The sequence below is a fragment of the Arthrobacter sp. AOP36-C1-22 genome, assembly GCF_052377515.1.
Classification (GTDB): Bacteria; Actinomycetota; Actinomycetes; order Actinomycetales; family Micrococcaceae; genus Arthrobacter_H.
In genome coordinates this window covers 1-15,817 of the sequence record NZ_JBQSWW010000005.1, presented here as the reverse complement: position 1 = coordinate 15,817, position 15,817 = coordinate 1, and the positions used below count along the sequence as shown (strand labels likewise).

General features: G+C 66.2%; 14 protein-coding genes. 8 read left to right on the top strand and 6 right to left on the bottom strand.

Going from position 1 to position 15,817, the window contains the following annotated elements; all coding sequences use genetic code 11:
- Window positions 1-2: 2 nt before the first annotated feature.
- From ACT3S6_RS04330 to secG, 7 genes are all read left to right on the top strand, one after another.
- On the top strand, window positions 3-1,058 hold the full coding sequence (locus ACT3S6_RS04330) for a gluconeogenesis factor YvcK family protein (RefSeq protein ID WP_444553936.1): 1,056 nt from the start codon (window positions 3-5) through the stop codon (window positions 1,056-1,058).
- A gap of 2 nt (window positions 1,059-1,060) precedes the next feature.
- The gene (whiA, locus tag ACT3S6_RS04325; protein ID WP_444553935.1) at window positions 1,061-2,041 is read left to right on the top strand and encodes a DNA-binding protein WhiA; all 981 of its coding nucleotides are present in this window, start codon (window positions 1,061-1,063) and stop codon (window positions 2,039-2,041) included.
- A 95-nt stretch (window positions 2,042-2,136) separates the two neighbouring features.
- The gene (locus ACT3S6_RS04320; RefSeq protein WP_444553934.1) at window positions 2,137-2,766 is read left to right on the top strand and encodes a superoxide dismutase; all 630 of its coding nucleotides are present in this window, start codon (window positions 2,137-2,139) and stop codon (window positions 2,764-2,766) included.
- Window positions 2,767-3,027: 261 nt separating this feature from the next.
- The gene (gene gap, locus ACT3S6_RS04315; RefSeq protein ID WP_444553933.1) at window positions 3,028-4,038 is read left to right on the top strand and encodes a type I glyceraldehyde-3-phosphate dehydrogenase; all 1,011 of its coding nucleotides are present in this window, start codon (window positions 3,028-3,030) and stop codon (window positions 4,036-4,038) included.
- A gap of 26 nt (window positions 4,039-4,064) precedes the next feature.
- The gene (locus ACT3S6_RS04310) at window positions 4,065-5,294 is read left to right on the top strand and encodes a phosphoglycerate kinase (protein ID WP_444553932.1); all 1,230 of its coding nucleotides are present in this window, start codon (window positions 4,065-4,067) and stop codon (window positions 5,292-5,294) included.
- Window positions 5,295-5,300: 6 nt separating this feature from the next.
- Window positions 5,301-6,116 (top strand): triose-phosphate isomerase, encoded by an 816-nt coding sequence (gene tpiA / locus ACT3S6_RS04305; protein WP_444553931.1) that lies wholly within the window; start codon window positions 5,301-5,303, stop codon window positions 6,114-6,116.
- 33 nt (window positions 6,117-6,149) lie between these two features.
- Complete coding sequence (secG, locus tag ACT3S6_RS04300) at window positions 6,150-6,401, top strand: preprotein translocase subunit SecG (protein WP_444553930.1); 252 nt, start codon at window positions 6,150-6,152, stop codon at window positions 6,399-6,401.
- 126 nt (window positions 6,402-6,527) lie between these two features.
- Here secG and ACT3S6_RS04295 read toward each other — a convergent pair whose 3' ends face one another.
- The 5 genes from ACT3S6_RS04295 to tkt all read right to left on the bottom strand — a co-directional run bounded on the left by ACT3S6_RS04295 (window position 6,528) and on the right by tkt (window position 14,045).
- Window positions 6,528-7,469 (bottom strand): glucose-6-phosphate dehydrogenase assembly protein OpcA, encoded by a 942-nt coding sequence (locus ACT3S6_RS04295; protein WP_444553929.1) that lies wholly within the window; start codon window positions 7,467-7,469, stop codon window positions 6,528-6,530.
- Entirely contained in the window at window positions 7,466-9,037 is a 1,572-nt protein-coding gene (gene zwf, locus ACT3S6_RS04290; RefSeq protein WP_444553928.1) for a glucose-6-phosphate dehydrogenase, read from the bottom strand. Before zwf ends, ACT3S6_RS04295 begins: the two co-directional genes overlap by 4 nt.
- Before the next feature lie 65 nt (window positions 9,038-9,102).
- Window positions 9,103-10,731, bottom strand: a complete 1,629-nt coding sequence (locus ACT3S6_RS04285; protein ID WP_444553927.1) for a glucose-6-phosphate isomerase — start codon at window positions 10,729-10,731, stop codon at window positions 9,103-9,105.
- Window positions 10,728-11,852, bottom strand: coding sequence for a transaldolase (gene tal / locus ACT3S6_RS04280; protein WP_444553926.1), 1,125 nt, complete (start codon window positions 11,850-11,852; stop codon window positions 10,728-10,730). The genes ACT3S6_RS04285 and tal overlap by 4 nt, the downstream gene beginning before the upstream one ends.
- Window positions 11,853-11,960: 108 nt before the next feature.
- The gene (gene tkt / locus ACT3S6_RS04275) at window positions 11,961-14,045 is read right to left on the bottom strand and encodes a transketolase (RefSeq protein ID WP_444553925.1); all 2,085 of its coding nucleotides are present in this window, start codon (window positions 14,043-14,045) and stop codon (window positions 11,961-11,963) included.
- Window positions 14,046-14,342: 297 nt separating this feature from the next.
- Between tkt and ACT3S6_RS04270 the strand changes: the two genes are divergently transcribed.
- Window positions 14,343-15,326: a heme o synthase gene (locus tag ACT3S6_RS04270; RefSeq protein WP_444553924.1), complete on the top strand. Its 984-nt coding sequence runs from the start codon at window positions 14,343-14,345 to the stop codon at window positions 15,324-15,326.
- 106 nt (window positions 15,327-15,432) lie between these two features.
- Here the strand turns inward: ACT3S6_RS04270 and ACT3S6_RS04265 are convergent.
- The coding region (locus ACT3S6_RS04265) for a recombinase family protein (protein WP_444553923.1) at window positions 15,433-15,817 on the bottom strand (385 nt) is incomplete at its 5' end.

Genomic DNA, 15,817 nt, shown 5'->3' with positions numbered 1-15,817 from the left:
CCATGACGTTCCTGACCGGACAGATGCCGATGCTTCCCCCACGTCCGGCGGGCAGCGGCGATGAGATGACCACCACCCGGGTCGCAGCACTCGGCGGCGGACATGGCCTTTCGGCCTCCCTCTCGGCGCTCCGGCGGCTCACGAATGACATCACGGCCATCGTCACGGTCGCCGACGACGGCGGATCCTCCGGACGATTGCGCCGCGAATTGGGCGTCCTGCCGCCCGGTGACCTACGCATGGCCTTGGCCGCCCTTTGTGACGAATCGGACTGGGGACGGACCTGGCGCGACGTCATGCAGCATCGTTTCGTCGGCTCCGAAGGGGTAGAAACCTCGCTGGAGAACCACGCGGTGGGCAACCTGCTGATCATCACCCTATGGGAGCTGCTGGGAAATGCCGTGGCCGGGCTGCGCTGGGCCGGTGCCCTGCTCGGGGCCCGCGGCGCCGTGCTGCCGATGAGTACCGTGCCGCTATACATCTCCGGGGAGGTCCTGGCCACCGCCGGGGACGGAAGCCTAGTCCGACGACGGATCCATGGGCAGGCGGCTCTGGCCGAAGCCGGAAACGACACCCTGGTCAGCAATGTGACGTTGGCCCCCACCGATGCCCCGGCCTGCCCCGAGGCGTTGGACGCCATCGAACTGGCCGACTGGGTCATCCTGGGCCCCGGCTCCTGGTACACCTCGGTTTTGCCGCATCTGCTCCTGCCGGAAATGCGTGAGGCACTGCAGAACACCCCGGCCCGTCGCCTGCTGACGATGAACCTGGTCACCGATACCCAGGAGACCTCGGGAATGACCGCCGCAGCACATCTTGACGTGATTGCCCGCTACGCCCCGGACCTGAGAATCGACGCCGTTCTGGCCGATCCATCGTCCGTCGATGACGAGCAGGCCTTCCGTGCGGCAGCCGGCCGGCTCGGCGCCGAGTGCTTTTTCGGTAAGGTGGCTACTGGGCATGACCGTGCCGTCCACGAGCCCCTGCGGCTTGCGGCGGAGTATCAGGATGTCTTTGAGGCGTTTGCCCGGAATACAACGCGACGTGAGGAAGAGTAGCCATGGCACTGACCGCTTCGGTCAAGGACGAGCTGTCCCGGCTGGACGTCAAGAAGTCCTCCGTACGTAAAGCCGAAGTGTCGGCGACCCTGCGCTTCGCCGGGGGACTGCACATCATTTCAGGTCGCATCGTCATCGAGGCGGAAGTCGATCTTGCCGCCACCGCCCGGCGGCTGCGTCAGGCCATCTCCGAGGTCTACGGACACATCGCCGAGATCATCGTCGTCTCCGCGGGGGGCCTGCGCCGGGGCAGCCGCTATGTCGTCCGGGTGGTCAGGGACGGCGAATCGTTGGCCCGCCAGACGGGTCTGCTCGATGGCCGGGGCCGCCCGGTCCGGGGACTGCCCTCGGTCATCGTCAACGGTTCCACCGCCGACGCCGAAGCCGTCTGGCGCGGAGCCTTCCTCGCCCATGGCTCGCTGACCGAACCCGGCCGCTCGTCGGCACTGGAGGTCACGTGCCCGGGCCCCGAAGCGGCCCTGGCCCTGGTCGGGGCCGCCCGGCGGCTCGATATCGTCGCCAAGGCCCGCGAAGTGCGGGGGGTTGACCGCGTCGTCATCCGCGACGGCGACAGCATCGCCGCATTGCTGACCCGCATGGGCGCCCACGACACGTTGTTGGTGTGGGAGGAACGGCGCATGCGCAAGGAGGTCAGGGCGACGGCCAACCGGCTGGCGAACTTCGATGACGCCAACCTGCGCCGCTCGGCCCAGGCCGCCGTGGCGGCGGGTGCCCGGGTGGAACGGGCCCTGGAGATCCTGGGAGACGACGTCCCGGACCATCTGCAATATGCCGGGGCCCTCCGCGTGGCGCATAAACAGGCCAGCCTGGATGAACTGGGCCACCTGGCCGACCCCCCGATGACGAAGGACGCCATCGCCGGAAGGATCCGTCGCCTGTTGGCGATGGCGGACCGCCGGGCCGCTGAACTGGGAATACCCGGGACCGAGGCCAGCGTTACCGCAGATATGCTCGACGGCTGATCAAGCCGCTGGATTTCCGTCGCCGCGAGGCACGGGAAGCACTACCCACCAGCATGCCCGTAGAGCGGGCGTGTGAGAGACAAATGGAGGAGATCATGGCGAAGTACGAACTTCCTGACCTGCCGTACGACTACGCGGCGCTGGAGCCGAACATTTCCGCGCGCATCATGGAGCTGCACCACAGCAAGCACCACGCGTCGTATGTCGCCGGCGCCAACACCGCGCTGGACAAGCTGGCAGAGGCCCGCGAAAAGGGCGAGTACGGCAACATCCCGAAGCTGTCCAAGGATCTGGCGTTCCACCTCGGTGGGCATACCAACCACTCGATCTTTTGGCAGAACCTTTCCCCCGAAGGCGGGGACAAGCCCGAGGGTGAGCTCGCTGCGGCCATCGATGACGCCTTCGGCTCGTTCGATGCCTTCCGCAACCACTTCACCAACGCCGCACTGAGCCTGCAGGGCTCGGGCTGGGCGCTGCTGGCCTTCGAGGGCCTGGGTGAAAACCTGGTCATCGAGCAGCTCTACGACCAGCAGGGCAACGTGCCGGTGGGCACCACCCCGCTGCTGATGTTGGACATGTGGGAGCACGCCTTCTACCTGGACTACGTCAACGTCAAGGCGGATTACGTCAAGGCGTTCTGGAACATCGTGAACTGGGCCGACGTGTCGGCCCGCTTCGAGGCGGCGCGCTCCGGCGCGAAGTCGCTGATCGTTCCGGGCAAGTAGCCCGCGCCCCCGGGTCCTCGGACCCGGGGAAAAGAGCAGGTAATTTTGCTCACACATCAAAGGCCTTATGGCGTAAGATGTTATCAACGGCTTCAGTGGGCCCCGCATCCGGTTTTCCCCGGATCGGGAGCCCGCTGAACCGGTCGGCCCACAGGCCAAGGACACAACGGGGTGTCACAAAATTTCCATTGCCATCCCCGCGTCCATATCTCCCTACCCGGAGCACGGTGGTGGCTACCTTCCGGCAAGGAGAATATTCACGTGACTACCCGTGTTGGCATCAATGGCTTCGGACGCATTGGACGTAACTACCTGCGCGCCGCGCTCATGAACCAGGCAGACGTCGAGATCGTCGCCATCAACGACCTGGCTGACATCGACAGCCTGGCCATGCTCCTCAAATACGATTCGGTCCTCGGCCGGCTCTCCGAGGAAGTGTCCGTCGATGGGCAGGATCTGGTCGTTGGCGAACGCCGCATCCGCATCCTCGCCGAGAAGGATCCGGCCGATCTGGGCTGGGGCGCACTCGGTGCCGACGTCGTCATCGAATCCACCGGCCGTTTCACCAAGGCCGAAGGCGCCCGCAAGCACCTGGAAGCCGGCGCCAAGAAGGTCATCATCTCCGCCCCCGCCAAGGGCGAGGACATCACCATCGTGATGGGGGTCAACGACAACCTGTACGACCCGGAGAACCACGACATCATCTCCAACGCCTCCTGCACCACCAACTGCCTCGGCCCCATGGTCAAGGTCCTCAACGACCAGTTCGGCATCGTCGACGGGTTGATGACCACCATCCACGCCTACACCGCCGACCAGAACCTGCAGGACGGCCCGCATAAGGATCCGCGTCGTGCCCGGGCCGCCGCGCTGAACATGATTCCCACCTCCACCGGTGCCGCCAAGGCGATCGGCCGGGTCCTGCCCGAGCTCAAGGGCAAGCTCGACGGCTATGCAATGCGCGTTCCGGTCCCGACCGGCTCCTCCACCGACCTGACCGTGACCCTGGCCCGCGAAACGACCGTCGAGGAAGTCAACGCGGCATTCCGCGCGGCCGCCGAGGAGGGCCAGCTGGCCCCGTACCTGAAGTACAACGAGGACCCGATCGTCTCCAGCGACATCGTCACCGATCCGCACTCGACGATCTTCGACGCGCCGCTGACCAAGGTCATCGGCAGTACCGTGAAGGTCATCGGCTGGTACGACAACGAATTCGGCTATTCCAGCCGCCTGGTCGACCTGACCGAATACGTCGGCTCGAAGCTGGCGTAGTCGCGGCGATCCGATAGCCTGAAGTCATGACTTCCAACACTCTCGACGATCTGCTCGCCGATGGTGTCCGTGGGCGGCACGTTCTGGTCCGTAGCGACCTGAACGTGCCGCTCGATGGCTCCACCGTCACCGACGACGGACGTGTCCGCGCGTCCCTTCCCGTCCTCGCGAAACTCTCCGAGGCCGGTGCCCGGGTCCTGGTGATGGCCCATCTGGGCCGCCCGAAGGGGGCCCCGGAGCCGAAGTACTCCATTCGTCCCGCCGCCGACCGGCTGGACGAGCTCGCCGATTTCCCGGTCGAGGTGGCCCAGGACGTCGTGGGCAGCAGCGCCCGCGAACTGGCCTCGAAACTCCAGGACGGCTCCGTGCTGGTCCTGGAAAACGTCCGCTTCGATCCGCGCGAGACCAGCAAGGACGACGACGAACGGGCCTCGTTCGCCCGTGAGCTGGCCGACCTGACCGGCAGCAACGGTGCCTACGTGGATGATGCCTTCGGTGCCGTGCACCGCAAGCACGCATCAGTGGTCGACATCGCCGCACTGCTGCCCTCCTACCAGGGCGATCTGGTCAGGACCGAGATGGAGGTGTTGCGTCAGCTCACCGAGGGCCCCCAGCGGCCCTACGTCGTCGTCCTGGGCGGGTCCAAGGTCTCCGATAAGCTCGCGGTGATCGACACGCTCCTCGGCCGCGCCGACCACCTGCTGATCGGCGGTGGCATGGCCTTCACCTTCCTGGCCGCCCAGGGACACCCGGTCGGGAAATCATTGCTGGAGGAAGACCAGCTCGAAACCGTCCGCGGATACCTGGCCCGGTCCAAGGAAACCGGCTGCGACATCATCCTGCCCACCGACGTCGTGGTGGCCTCCAAGTTCGGGGCCGACGCCGAACACGAGGTGCGCCCCGTCGACGGGATCGAAAACGGTCGGTTCGGCGATACCGGACTGGGCCTCGACATCGGACCGGCCTCGGGAGAGGCCTTCGTCAGTTACATCCGCTCCGCCAACACCGTGTTCTGGAACGGCCCCATGGGGGTCTTCGAGATCGAGGCCTTCTCCGGGGGAACCCGGGCCGTGGCCCAGGCCCTGGCGGACTCCGAGGCGTTTTCCGTCGTCGGGGGCGGGGACTCCGCCGCAGCCGTCCGCACCCTGGGTTTCAGCGAGGACGATTTCGGCCATATCTCCACCGGAGGCGGGGCCAGCCTCGAATACCTGGAGGGCAAGGAATTGCCCGGACTCACCGCGCTCGAAGGGAACTAGCCACCTATGACCACCTCCACGAACGGTCAATTCGACCGGAAGCCGCTGATTGCCGGCAACTGGAAGATGAACATGGACCATGTCCAGGGCATCACGCTGCTGCAGAAGCTGGCGTGGACCCTCGAGGATGCCAAACACGACTTCAACCGGGTCGAGGTCGCCGTCTTCCCGCCGTTCACCGATCTGCGCGGCGTCCAGACGCTGGTCGCCGGCGATGACCTGCCGGTCGTCTACGGGGGCCAGGACCTCTCACCGGAGGATTCCGGCGCCTTCACCGGGGACATCTCCGGGGCCTTCCTCTCCAAGCTCGGCTCACGGTATGTCCTGGTCGGGCATAGCGAACGCCGGGCCATCCACGGCGAAACCGATGAGTTGCTTTCCCGCAAGGTCGCAGCAGCCTACAGGCATTCAATGGTGCCGGTGCTCTGCGTGGGCGAGGGCCTGGAGGTCCGGCAGGCCGGGCGCCATGTCGAGCACACGCTCGAGCAGTTGCGTGGCTCGCTGGCGGGATTGGATGCGGCCCAGGCCGCCGATCTCGTGGTGGCCTACGAGCCCGTCTGGGCCATCGGCACCGGGGAAGTCGCCGGACCCGAGGACGCCCAGGAGATGGCCGCGGCGCTCCGCGCCGAGCTCGTGAGTCTCTACGGAGCCGACACGGCAGCAGGAATCCGGCTGCTTTATGGCGGTTCGGTCAAGGCCGCCAACGCCGCCGCCATCATGCGTGGCAGCGATGTCGACGGGCTGCTCGTCGGGGGTGCCAGCCTGGACGCCGCGGAATTTGCTAACATTATTAGGTTCGAGCATCATCTGGTGACGGACTAACCGGCTGCGGCCGTTCTCGACCGAAAGGTAGTAGTGGACACACTCAAGATTGTCCTGCAGGTGGTGCTGGGACTCGTGAGCCTGTTGCTGGTCATGCTGATCCTGCTCCACAAGGGACGTGGAGGCGGCATGTCGGACATGTTCGGCGGCGGCATGACCACCAGTCTCGGGTCCTCAGGTGTTGCCGAAAAGAACCTCAACCGGATCACCGTCGTGCTCGGGGTGTCTTGGGGCGCGATCATCGTGGCGCTGGGCATCATCATGCGCTTGAGCTCGGAGATCTAGGACCCCGCAATCCCCGCGGGGGCATCCCGGGCCCAGGCCCGGCGCGCCCACCGCCGTAGAACCATGAAGAGGCGGCTTCCCCCACGGGGGAAGCCGCCTCTTTGGCGTTTCGTGGTGCCCGCAGGCTCAGCGTTCGGAAGCGGTCACGGAGCGCAGGTTGGTCTGGGCCAGACCCTCCCGCAGGACCTCGCCGAGGACCTCGTCGGGGTCCAGCCGGCGCAGTTCCTCCGAAAGACAGACCGAGGTGTTGCGCCGCGGCAACGACACCCGTTGGACGGGCTGTCCCGGCTGGTACAACTCGGCCACGTCGTCATGGGGGCGGGTCAGCACCACGTCGCCGTCCTCGCGGGAGAACCTCACGCTGCGCACCCCGGTCCCGTTGGAGGAGGAGGCGATCGTGACCGGGATGTCCAGCCGGAGCGTCAACCAGGCAGCCAGCAGCAGCACGCTGGGGCTCGAGGACGAACCCTTCACGGTGGCGGCCGTCAGGCAGGAGGCATCGAGCTGGTCTAGGACGGCGGCCAATTGGGCCCGCCAGAGGGTCAACCGCGTCCACGCCAGGTCGGTGTCCCCGGCCACATGGCTCTTCGCCAGGGCGAAGAGCGCCTTTTGCGGCTCATCGGCGGTCCGGCTATCGGTGATCCGGCGGTGCGCGATCCTGCCGATGGCCGTTTCGGAGGCACATTCGGGCATCCCATGGGGCCACCAGGCGACGATGGGGGCATCGGGGAGCAGGAGCGCGTTGACCAGTGATTCGTTGGCCGTGGCCAGGTCCCCGTCGGCATGGAGGACGATGACTTCCGAGGCCCCGGCATCACCGCCGACCCTGATCTGTGCCCCGAGGCTCGTCGGGGCGTCGGTGGCCCCTTCGACCACGACGATGATGCGGCACGGGTGCTCCCGGCTGGCCAGGTTCGCCGCGGCGATGGCCTCCTCCTCGAACCCGGACTGCGTGACCACCACAAGCGTCAGCACGCGGCTCAGGGCGACGACACCGCCGGTCTCGCGGAGGTTCATGACCTTCTTGGCCACCTTCGAGGTGGTGGTGTTCGGCAGGTCTACGATCATGGTCGCCGCCACGTCCTTCCATCTCGGGCCAGCAGTTCATCAGCCGAACTCGGGCCCCAGCTTCCGGGGGCATACGGTTCGGGCTGTTCGTCCAGGGACGCCCAATAGTCCTCGAACGGGTCGAGGATCTTCCAGGACAGCTCCACCTCCTGATGCCGGGGGAACAGGGGGGGTTCGCCGAGCAGGACGTCCAGGATGAGCCGCTCATAGGCTTCGGGGCTGGACTCGGTGAAGGAGTGGCCGTACCCGAAGTCCATGGTCACGTCCCTGACCTCCATTTGCGTGCCCGGGACCTTGGAACCGAAACGGATGGTGGCGCCTTCGTCGGGCTGAACGCGGATGACCACCGCATTCTGGCCGAACTCCTCGGAGGCGTTGTCGCGGAAGAGCAGGTTGGGCGCCCGTTTGAAGACGACGGCGATCTCGGTCACCCGACGCCCCAACCGCTTGCCGGCGCGCAGATAGAAGGGCACCCCGGACCATCTGCGCGTGTTGATGTCCACGCGGATGGCGGCATAGGTCTCGGTTTGCGATTCCGGGTTGAACCCTTCCTCGTCGAGGAAACCGGTGACCTCCTCGCCTCCCTGCCAGCCCCCGGTGTATTGACCGCGGGCCGAGTGCCGGGAGAGGTCCTCGGGGAGTTTGACCGCGGCGAGGACCTTTTCCTTTTCGGCGCGCAGGTGATCGGCGTTGAAGGAAATCGGTTCCTCCATCGCGGTCAGGGCCAGCAGCTGGAGCAAGTGGTTCTGGATGACGTCGCGGGCGGCCCCGACGCCGTCGTAGTATCCCGCCCGGCCACCGATGCCGATGTCCTCGGCCATGGTGATCTGCACATGGTCCACGTAGTTGGCGTTCCACAGCGGCTCGAACAGCTGGTTGGCGAAACGCAGGGCCAGCAGGTTCTGGACGGTTTCCTTGCCCAGGTAGTGGTCGATGCGGAAGACCGCGTCGGGGGGAAAAACGGATTCCACGATGGTGTTCAGTTCGCGGGCCGATTCCAGATCGTGGCCGAAGGGCTTCTCGATGACCACCCGGCGCCAGGGGGCCGGCTCCTGCGGCTCCGCGGAGGCGTCGGCGTGGATCTGCTCGTCCTGGGCCAGCCCGTGGCGGGAAAGCTGCTCACAGACCTGCTCGAAGGAGTTCGGGGGGATGGAGAGGTAGAAGACGTGGTTTCCGCGGGTGCCGCGGGAGATCTTGAGCTCATCCAGGGTCTCGCCGAGACGTTCGTAGGCTTCTTCATCGCCGAACCCGCCGGTGACGAAGCGGAAGCCGCCGGCTAGTTGGGCCCAGACGGTTTCGTTGAAGGGGGTCCGGGCGCTGGCCAGGACCCATTCCCTGGCCTGGGCGACGAAGTCCTCGGGCGACCAATCGCGGCGACCGAAGCCGACGACGGCGAAGCTGGGCGGGAGGAGCCCGCGGTTGGCGAGGTCGTAGACCGCGGGGATGAGTTTCTTGCGGGCCAGGTCGCCGGTGACGCCGAAGAACACCAGGGCAGATGGCCCGGCAATCCGGTTCAGGCGGCGGTCCCGACGATCGCGCAGGGGGTTGTGCGCGGTGGTATCTGCCATGGGGTGCTTTCTGTGGTGAAACAACGGGGGGAGCGGGCGGCCACCGGGGCCGCCCGCCCCCGATGTTACTGGTGAATTCCGGGCAGTGCGCTGATCGCGGCACGCAGCTGGCGGATTCCTTCGTCCCGGGAGCCCAAATGCAGGCGCAGGACCGGGCGGCCGTTGTCGGCGAGCACCTGGGCGTCACCGGTGGCCTGGGCGGAGATCAATTCACCGAACGTGAATGGACGGTCGGGGATGCTGATGTCCGTATCGGAGTCGGCGGTGATCTGCAGGTAGACCCCGATGCGGGGTCCACCCTTGTGGAATTGCCCGGTGGAGTGCAGGAAGCGTGGGCCCCACCCGAACGTCGTCGGACGGTTCGAGGCCACGGACAGATCCTCGCGCAGGGTCGCCAGATCGGCGTGCCCGATGCGATCCAGATACGCCTGGATGCTCAGGTAGCCGTCGGCCGGCAGGGCACCGAGCAGGTTGGCCACGGCGTCCGTGACGCCTGCCGCCCCCTCGAGCAGGCCTTCGGTGGCCCGGAGCTCGATGTCGCCGTCGACCAATTGGGCGGTCTCCGGCTCGGGGGTGGCATCGAGGAGCCCGCGGGCAGCGATCTTCGCCGCCTCGACATCCGGCTGGTCGAAGGGGTCGATGCCCAGCAGCTTGCCGGCCACGACGGTGGCGTACTCCCACAACAGCATCTGGCTGCCCAACGATCCCGAGACATACACATGGTGTCCCTGGGTGGCGATGACCGGGTCCTCGTCGTCGGAGACCAGGTGGACCAGGAGCACGTCGTCGGCCTGGTGGACCGTCTCCTCGGCCCCGGGTTCCACCACGACCGGTAGCAGGCCGGTGCCGTGCTTGCCGGTGGATTCGGCAATGAGCTGTTCGGCCCAATCGGCGAATCCGACGATGCCGGATCCCTCGTCGACGAAGACGATCTTATTGCGCAACGGCGTGGTCCCGGCCAGGGCCGCGCCCAAGGCGAGTCCGAGGTTGTCCTCGTCGTCGTCGGCCAGGAATTCCGCGGCTTCCTCCGCCTCGTCCAGCAAGGTGGCGATATCCACACCGGCCAGACCGGAAGGCACCAGCCCGAAGGCGGTGAGGGCGGAATACCGTCCTCCGACGTCCGGGTTGGCGTTGAAGACCGCCCGGTAGCCGGCCTTGCGCGAGGCCTTATCCATGGGGGACCCCGGGTCGGTGACCACGATGATGCGCGATGCCGCATCGATTCCCGCATCCTCGAACGCCTGGGAGAACACCCGTCGCTGGGAATCGGTTTCCACGGTCGACCCGGATTTCGAGGAGACGACCAGAGCCGTGGTGGCCAACCGGTCGGTCAGGGCATTGCCGACCATTTCGGGGTCGGTGCTGTCCAGGACGACGAGTTCGACGTCGGCGGTGGCGGTGATGACCTCGGGTGCCAGCGAGGAACCGCCCATTCCGGCCAAGACGATCCGGTCGATGCCGTCCGCCTGCAGTTCCCGGCGCAGATCCAGGATGGGCTCGACCAGGGGACGCGAGGTCTCGGCCAAGTCGACCCAGCCGAGGCGCTTGGAGGCCTCGGCCTGGGCCTCGGGACCCCAGAGGGTGTCGTCCTTGGCCGCGATGCGCGAGGCCGTCTTCTCGGCGACCAGGGCAGGGACATGCGCCTGGATGGCAGCTTGTGCGGCTCCGGTGGCCGTGAACCCCAGGGCACTCATGCCGACGCCTTTCCTGCTGCTTCCAGTGCCTGGCGGACATCGGCCAGCAGATCGGTCCAGGCGGCCTCGAACTTCTCCACCCCTTCGTTCTCCAGCAGCAGGACGACCTCGTTGTAGTCGATGCCCAGTGCGGCCAGCGAATCCAGGACCCGGTTCGATTCGTCGTAGGTGCCGGTGATCGTGTCGGCGGTGACCTCGGCGTGGTCGGCCGTGGCATCCAGCGTCTTCTCTGGCATCGTGTTCACGACCTGTGGGGCAGTGAGCCCGGTGACGTACAGGGTGTCGGGCAGCGCGGGATCCTTCACCCCCGTGGACGCCCAGAGCGGACGCTGCGGACGGGCGCCGGACGCGGCTAGGACGCCCCAGCGTTCGGAGGAGTAGTCCTCCTCGAAGACCTGGTAGGCCAGACGGGCGTTGGCCAGACCGGCCTTGCCCTTGAGCGCGGTGGCTTCTTCGGTACCGATGGCGTCGAGACGCTTGTCGATCTCGGTGTCCACGCGGGATACGAAGAAGGAGGCAACGGAGTGCAGTTTGGACAGGTCGTGGCCGTTTTCCTTGGCCTGCTCCATGCCCGAGAGGAACGCGTTGATCACGGCGCGGTAACGCTCCAGCGAGAAGATGAGCGTGACGTTGACGCTGATGCCTGCCGCCAGCGTCGCGGTGATGGCTTCGAGCCCTTCGACGGTGGCCGGGATCTTGATGAAGACGTTCTCGCGGTCGACCTTGGCGGAGAGCTTCTTGGCCTCGGCGATGGTGGCGGCTGCGTCATGCGCCGAACGGGGATCGACCTCAATCGAGACCCGCCCGTCGATGCCTTGGCTGGCGGTGGCCACGGGGGCGAAGAGGTCGCAGGCCCGGGTGACGTCCTGGGTGGTGATCTGGAAGACCGCTTCTTCGACGTCGGCGCCGGCGGCAGCGAGTTCACCCACCTGCTCGGTGTAGTCGGCGTCGCCCTTGGACAGGGCCGCGGCGAAGATCGAGGGGTTGGTGGTCACACCGACCACGTTCCGCTCGCCGATGAGCTTCTGCAGCGAACCCGAGGTCAGGCGGGAGCGGGAGAGGTCATCGAGCCAGATGGAGACGCCGGCATCGGAGAGGGCCTGGGTGTTGGGGTTGCTCATGAGATGGATCCTTCCAGGAGGGAAATGAGGTCTGCGCCGTTCCTGCGGGTTCGGGCCACGGGAACGGAAACCGGTCGGCCACTATTCCAGTGGCCGACCGGCGTCGTGCTATTTCGCTGCGTTGATCGAGTCGCGCGCCGCCTGGGCCACGGCCTCGGCCGTGATGCCGAATTCGGTGTAGAGGCGCTTGTAGTCTGCCGAGGCACCGAAGTGCTCCAGCGAGACCATGCGGCCGGCGTCGCCGACCAGTTCGCGCCAGCCCTGGGCCACGCCGGCCTCGACGCTCACCCGGGCCTTCACCGACGGCGGGAGGACGGAGTCGCGGTAGGACTGCTCCGCCCGGTTGAACCACTCGACGCAGGGCAGCGAGACCACCCGGGCGGCAATGCCTTCAGCGGCCAATGCCTCGCGGGCATCGACGGCGAGCTGGACTTCCGAACCGGTGCCCATGAGCACCACGTCCGGGTCCACGACCTGGCCGTCACGCATGGCATCGACGAACACGTAGCCACCGTCGGCGACTCCGGAAGCCGGCCCGAATCCTGGCTGGTTCCTGTCGTAGACCGGCAGTCCCTGACGCGAGAGCACGAGCCCCGCGGGGTTGGAGGTGTTCTCCAGGACCGTCTTCCAGGCCCAGGACACCTCGTTGGCGTCCGCCGGGCGGACGACGTCGAGGTTCGGGATGGCACGTAGCGAGGCCAGCTGCTCGACCGGCTGGTGGGTCGGACCGTCTTCGCCCAGACCGATGGAATCGTGGGTCCAGACATAGATGGACGGCACACCCATCAACGCCGAGAGCCGGATGGCCGGCCGCTGGTAGTCGGAGAAGATCAGGAACGTACCGGAGAACGCCCGGGTCGGCGACGCCAGGGTGATCCCGTTGACGATGGCTGCTGCGGCGTGCTCGCGGATGCCGAAGTGCAGGACCCGGCCGAACGGGTCGCCCTTCCAAGAGTCCGTCTGCTTGGTTTCGGGGATGAACGACGGCGCCGATTTGATGGTCGTGTTGTTCGAGCCGGCCAGGTCGGCCGAACCGCCCCAGAGTTCCGGCAGGACATCGGCGATGGCATTGATGACCTGTCCCGAGGCGGCACGGGTGGCCAGATCCTTGCCCGCTTCGAACTCGGGGAGGTTGGCATCCCATCCCTCCGGGAGCCTTCCGGCCTGGATGCGCTCGAGCAGGGCGGCGTTCTCCGGGTTGGCTGCCTTCCAGGCGTCGAAACCCTTCTGCCATTCGGCGTGGGCGGCGGCCCCGCGATCGGCGACTTCGCGGGCATGGGCCAGGACCTGGTCATCGAGGGCGAAGTGCGCGGCAGGGTCGAAGCCCAGTTCCTTCTTCAGTGCCTCGAGTTCCTCGGTTCCCAGCTTCGAGCCGTGGATGCCACCGGTGTTCTGCTTAGTCGGCGCGGGCCATCCGATGATGGTGCGCAGCGAAATGATCGACGGGCGGCTGGTCTCGGCCTTGGCCTCGTTGATGGCCAGGTGCAGGGCCTTGACGTCTTCGACGTAGTTGCCGGTGCGGGTCCAATCCACGCGCTGGGTGTGCCACCCGTAGGCGGAGTACCGGCCGAGGACGTCCTCGGTGAAGGACACGTCGGTGTCGTCTTCGATCGAAATGTGGTTTTCGTCATAGATGACGACCAGGTTGCCCAGTTCCTGGTGGCCGGCCAAGGAGGAGGCTTCGGAGGTCACGCCTTCCTGTAGGTCGCCGTCGGAGGCGATCACGAAGACGGAGTGGTCGAACGGGCTGGTCCCTGCTGCCGCCTGCGGATCGAGCATGCCGCGCATGCGACGCTGGGCGTAGGCGAATCCGATGGCGGAGGCCAGGCCCTGTCCCAGCGGGCCGGTGGTGATCTCCACGCCCTTGGTATGGCCGACCTCCGGGTGTCCGGGGGTGAGTGAATCCCAGGTGCGCAGCGCTTCGATGTCCTTCATCTCCAGGCCGTAGCCGGAGAGGAAGAGCTGGAGGTAGAGCGTCAGGGAGGTGTGCCCGGGGGAGAGGACGAACCGGTCGCGGCCGATCCAATGCGGGTCGCTCGGATCGTGGCGCAGATGCTGCTGGAACAGGAGATAGGCCGCGGGGGCCAGGCTCATCGCCGTACCGGGGTGGCCGCTTCCGACCTTCTCCACCGCATCGGCTGCCAGGACGCGGATGCTGTCCACGGCCTTCTGATCCGATTCCGTCCACGACAATTCCCGAACATCTGACTGTGGCGCCACGTGGCGGCCCCTCTCTCTGGTCCTGTATTGGCGGTCGGTGCCGAGGAGTGGAGTCGGGGGAAGCACAGATGCTGCACGCCCACGTACGAATACTGAGCTCCAGCGCTCCGGCACATCGCTTCAACCATATCTCTTTGGGGGTGCCCGTGGCCTGTTTATTCCGATAATTTCCGGGGCGTTCGCGGCTGGGGGAAAGATGCCTGAGTTCTACAGCCGGTAAAAGGGTATGATTGGGGTTGTCTGTGTATTTCCCGCGAAGAACTGAGTGGCATGTCCGTGAAGACCGTACCGACCGACGTAGAGCTCGCACCTCGTGCGTCACGTCAAACCGATGAATCCCTGGGTGGTTTCATCGGACGCAAGGCCCGGGCCTATGTGGCCCTGACCAAGCCGCGAGTCATCGAGTTGCTTCTGGTCACCACGCTGCCGACCATGATCTTCGCGCAGCGCGGCTTCCCCGACCTGATCACGATCGTGGCGACCCTGCTGGGTGGCGCCCTGGCCGCCGGAAGCGCCGGCGCCTTCAACTGCTATTTCGACCGGGACATGGACCGGCTCATGCACCGGACCTCGAAGCGTCCGCTGGTCACCGGCGAAGCCACGCCCCGTGAAGCACTGATCTTCTCGTACGTGATCGGCTTGGCCTCGATCGGGATCCTCTGGGCCGGTGCAAACCTCTTCACCGCTGTCCTCGGACTCACCGCGATCCTGCTGTATGTGGTCTTCTACACACTGATCCTCAAGCGCCGCACCTCGCAGAACATCGTCTGGGGCGGAATCGCCGGCTGCATGCCCGTGCTCATCGGGTGGGCAGCGGTCACCGGGACCCTGGCTTGGCCGGCCATCATCCTGTTCCTGATCATCTTCCTCTGGACCCCACCGCACTACTGGCCGTTGTCGATGAAGTATGCCGACGACTACAACAACGCCCACGTCCCGATGCTCGGGGCCATTGCCGGGGCCCGGACCGTGTCCGTGCAGGTCGTCCTGTACGCCTGGGCCACCGTCGCCTGCTCCTTGCTGCTGGTTCCGATGGGTGACGCCGGTATCGTCTACACAGTGCTGGCCGCGGTTTCCGGTGGCTGGTTCATCTTCGAATCCCATGTGCTCTACCGCGAGGCACAGCGAGAACACCTGCCACGCGACATGAACCGCAAGGCGATGAAGGTCTTCCACATCTCCATCAGCTACCTCACGGTCCTGTTCGTCGGGCTGGCGATCGACCCGTTCGTCGGGACTCCGATCTTCGGCTAAATCTTTTGCTCAATGGCCGGCCCCTGCACTGCGGGGGCCGGCCGCTTGGCTTCTGCCTGCCGACGACTATGAGCAGCTAATTGTTCGAAATCGAGCGCATGTAATGTCAGGGGCTTCCGTGGTTTGCGTTGCGCAGCCGCCCGCGTTCAATGGCTCGATAGACAGTGGAGCGACCGACGCTAAACAGCTCAGGTAGCTCCGCCTTGCTGTGTTCCCCAGCGGCGTGCAGTTCGAGGAGGTGCTCTTCCTGCTTCGCTGAGAGTTTGGGCTGCTTGCCCCGCAGCCTGCCCTTGGCCTTGGCAACCTTCATTCCTTCGCGGGTGCGCATCCGAATAAGGTCAGCTTCGAACTCGGAGATCATCGCCAACACGTTGAACAGGAGTTTGCCCATTGGGTCGGTAGGGTCATGGACGGGACCGCCGATGCTGAGTTTGATTTCGCGTCTGGCGAGGTCATCGGCAATTTCGTGGGCGTCCCGGACGGAGCGGGGG

What these genes read in the sequence shown, in the direction of transcription:
- ACT3S6_RS04330 (WP_444553936.1), top strand. Translation starts at nt 3, where the DNA reads ATGACGTTCCTGACCGGACAGATGCCGATGCTTCCCCCACGTCCGGCG.
- whiA (WP_444553935.1), top strand. Translation starts at nt 1,061, where the DNA reads ATGGCACTGACCGCTTCGGTCAAGGACGAGCTGTCCCGGCTGGACGTC.
- ACT3S6_RS04320 (WP_444553934.1), top strand. Translation starts at nt 2,137, where the DNA reads ATGGCGAAGTACGAACTTCCTGACCTGCCGTACGACTACGCGGCGCTG.
- ACT3S6_RS04310 (WP_444553932.1), top strand. Translation starts at nt 4,065, where the DNA reads ATGACTTCCAACACTCTCGACGATCTGCTCGCCGATGGTGTCCGTGGG.
- tpiA (WP_444553931.1), top strand. Translation starts at nt 5,301, where the DNA reads ATGACCACCTCCACGAACGGTCAATTCGACCGGAAGCCGCTGATTGCC.
- ACT3S6_RS04295 (WP_444553929.1), bottom strand. Translation starts at nt 7,469, where the DNA reads ATGATCGTAGACCTGCCGAACACCACCACCTCGAAGGTGGCCAAGAAG.
- zwf (WP_444553928.1), bottom strand. Translation starts at nt 9,037, where the DNA reads ATGGCAGATACCACCGCGCACAACCCCCTGCGCGATCGTCGGGACCGC.
- ACT3S6_RS04285 (WP_444553927.1), bottom strand. Translation starts at nt 10,731, where the DNA reads ATGAGTGCCCTGGGGTTCACGGCCACCGGAGCCGCACAAGCTGCCATC.
- tal (WP_444553926.1), bottom strand. Translation starts at nt 11,852, where the DNA reads ATGAGCAACCCCAACACCCAGGCCCTCTCCGATGCCGGCGTCTCCATC.
- ACT3S6_RS04270 (WP_444553924.1), top strand. Translation starts at nt 14,343, where the DNA reads ATGTCCGTGAAGACCGTACCGACCGACGTAGAGCTCGCACCTCGTGCG.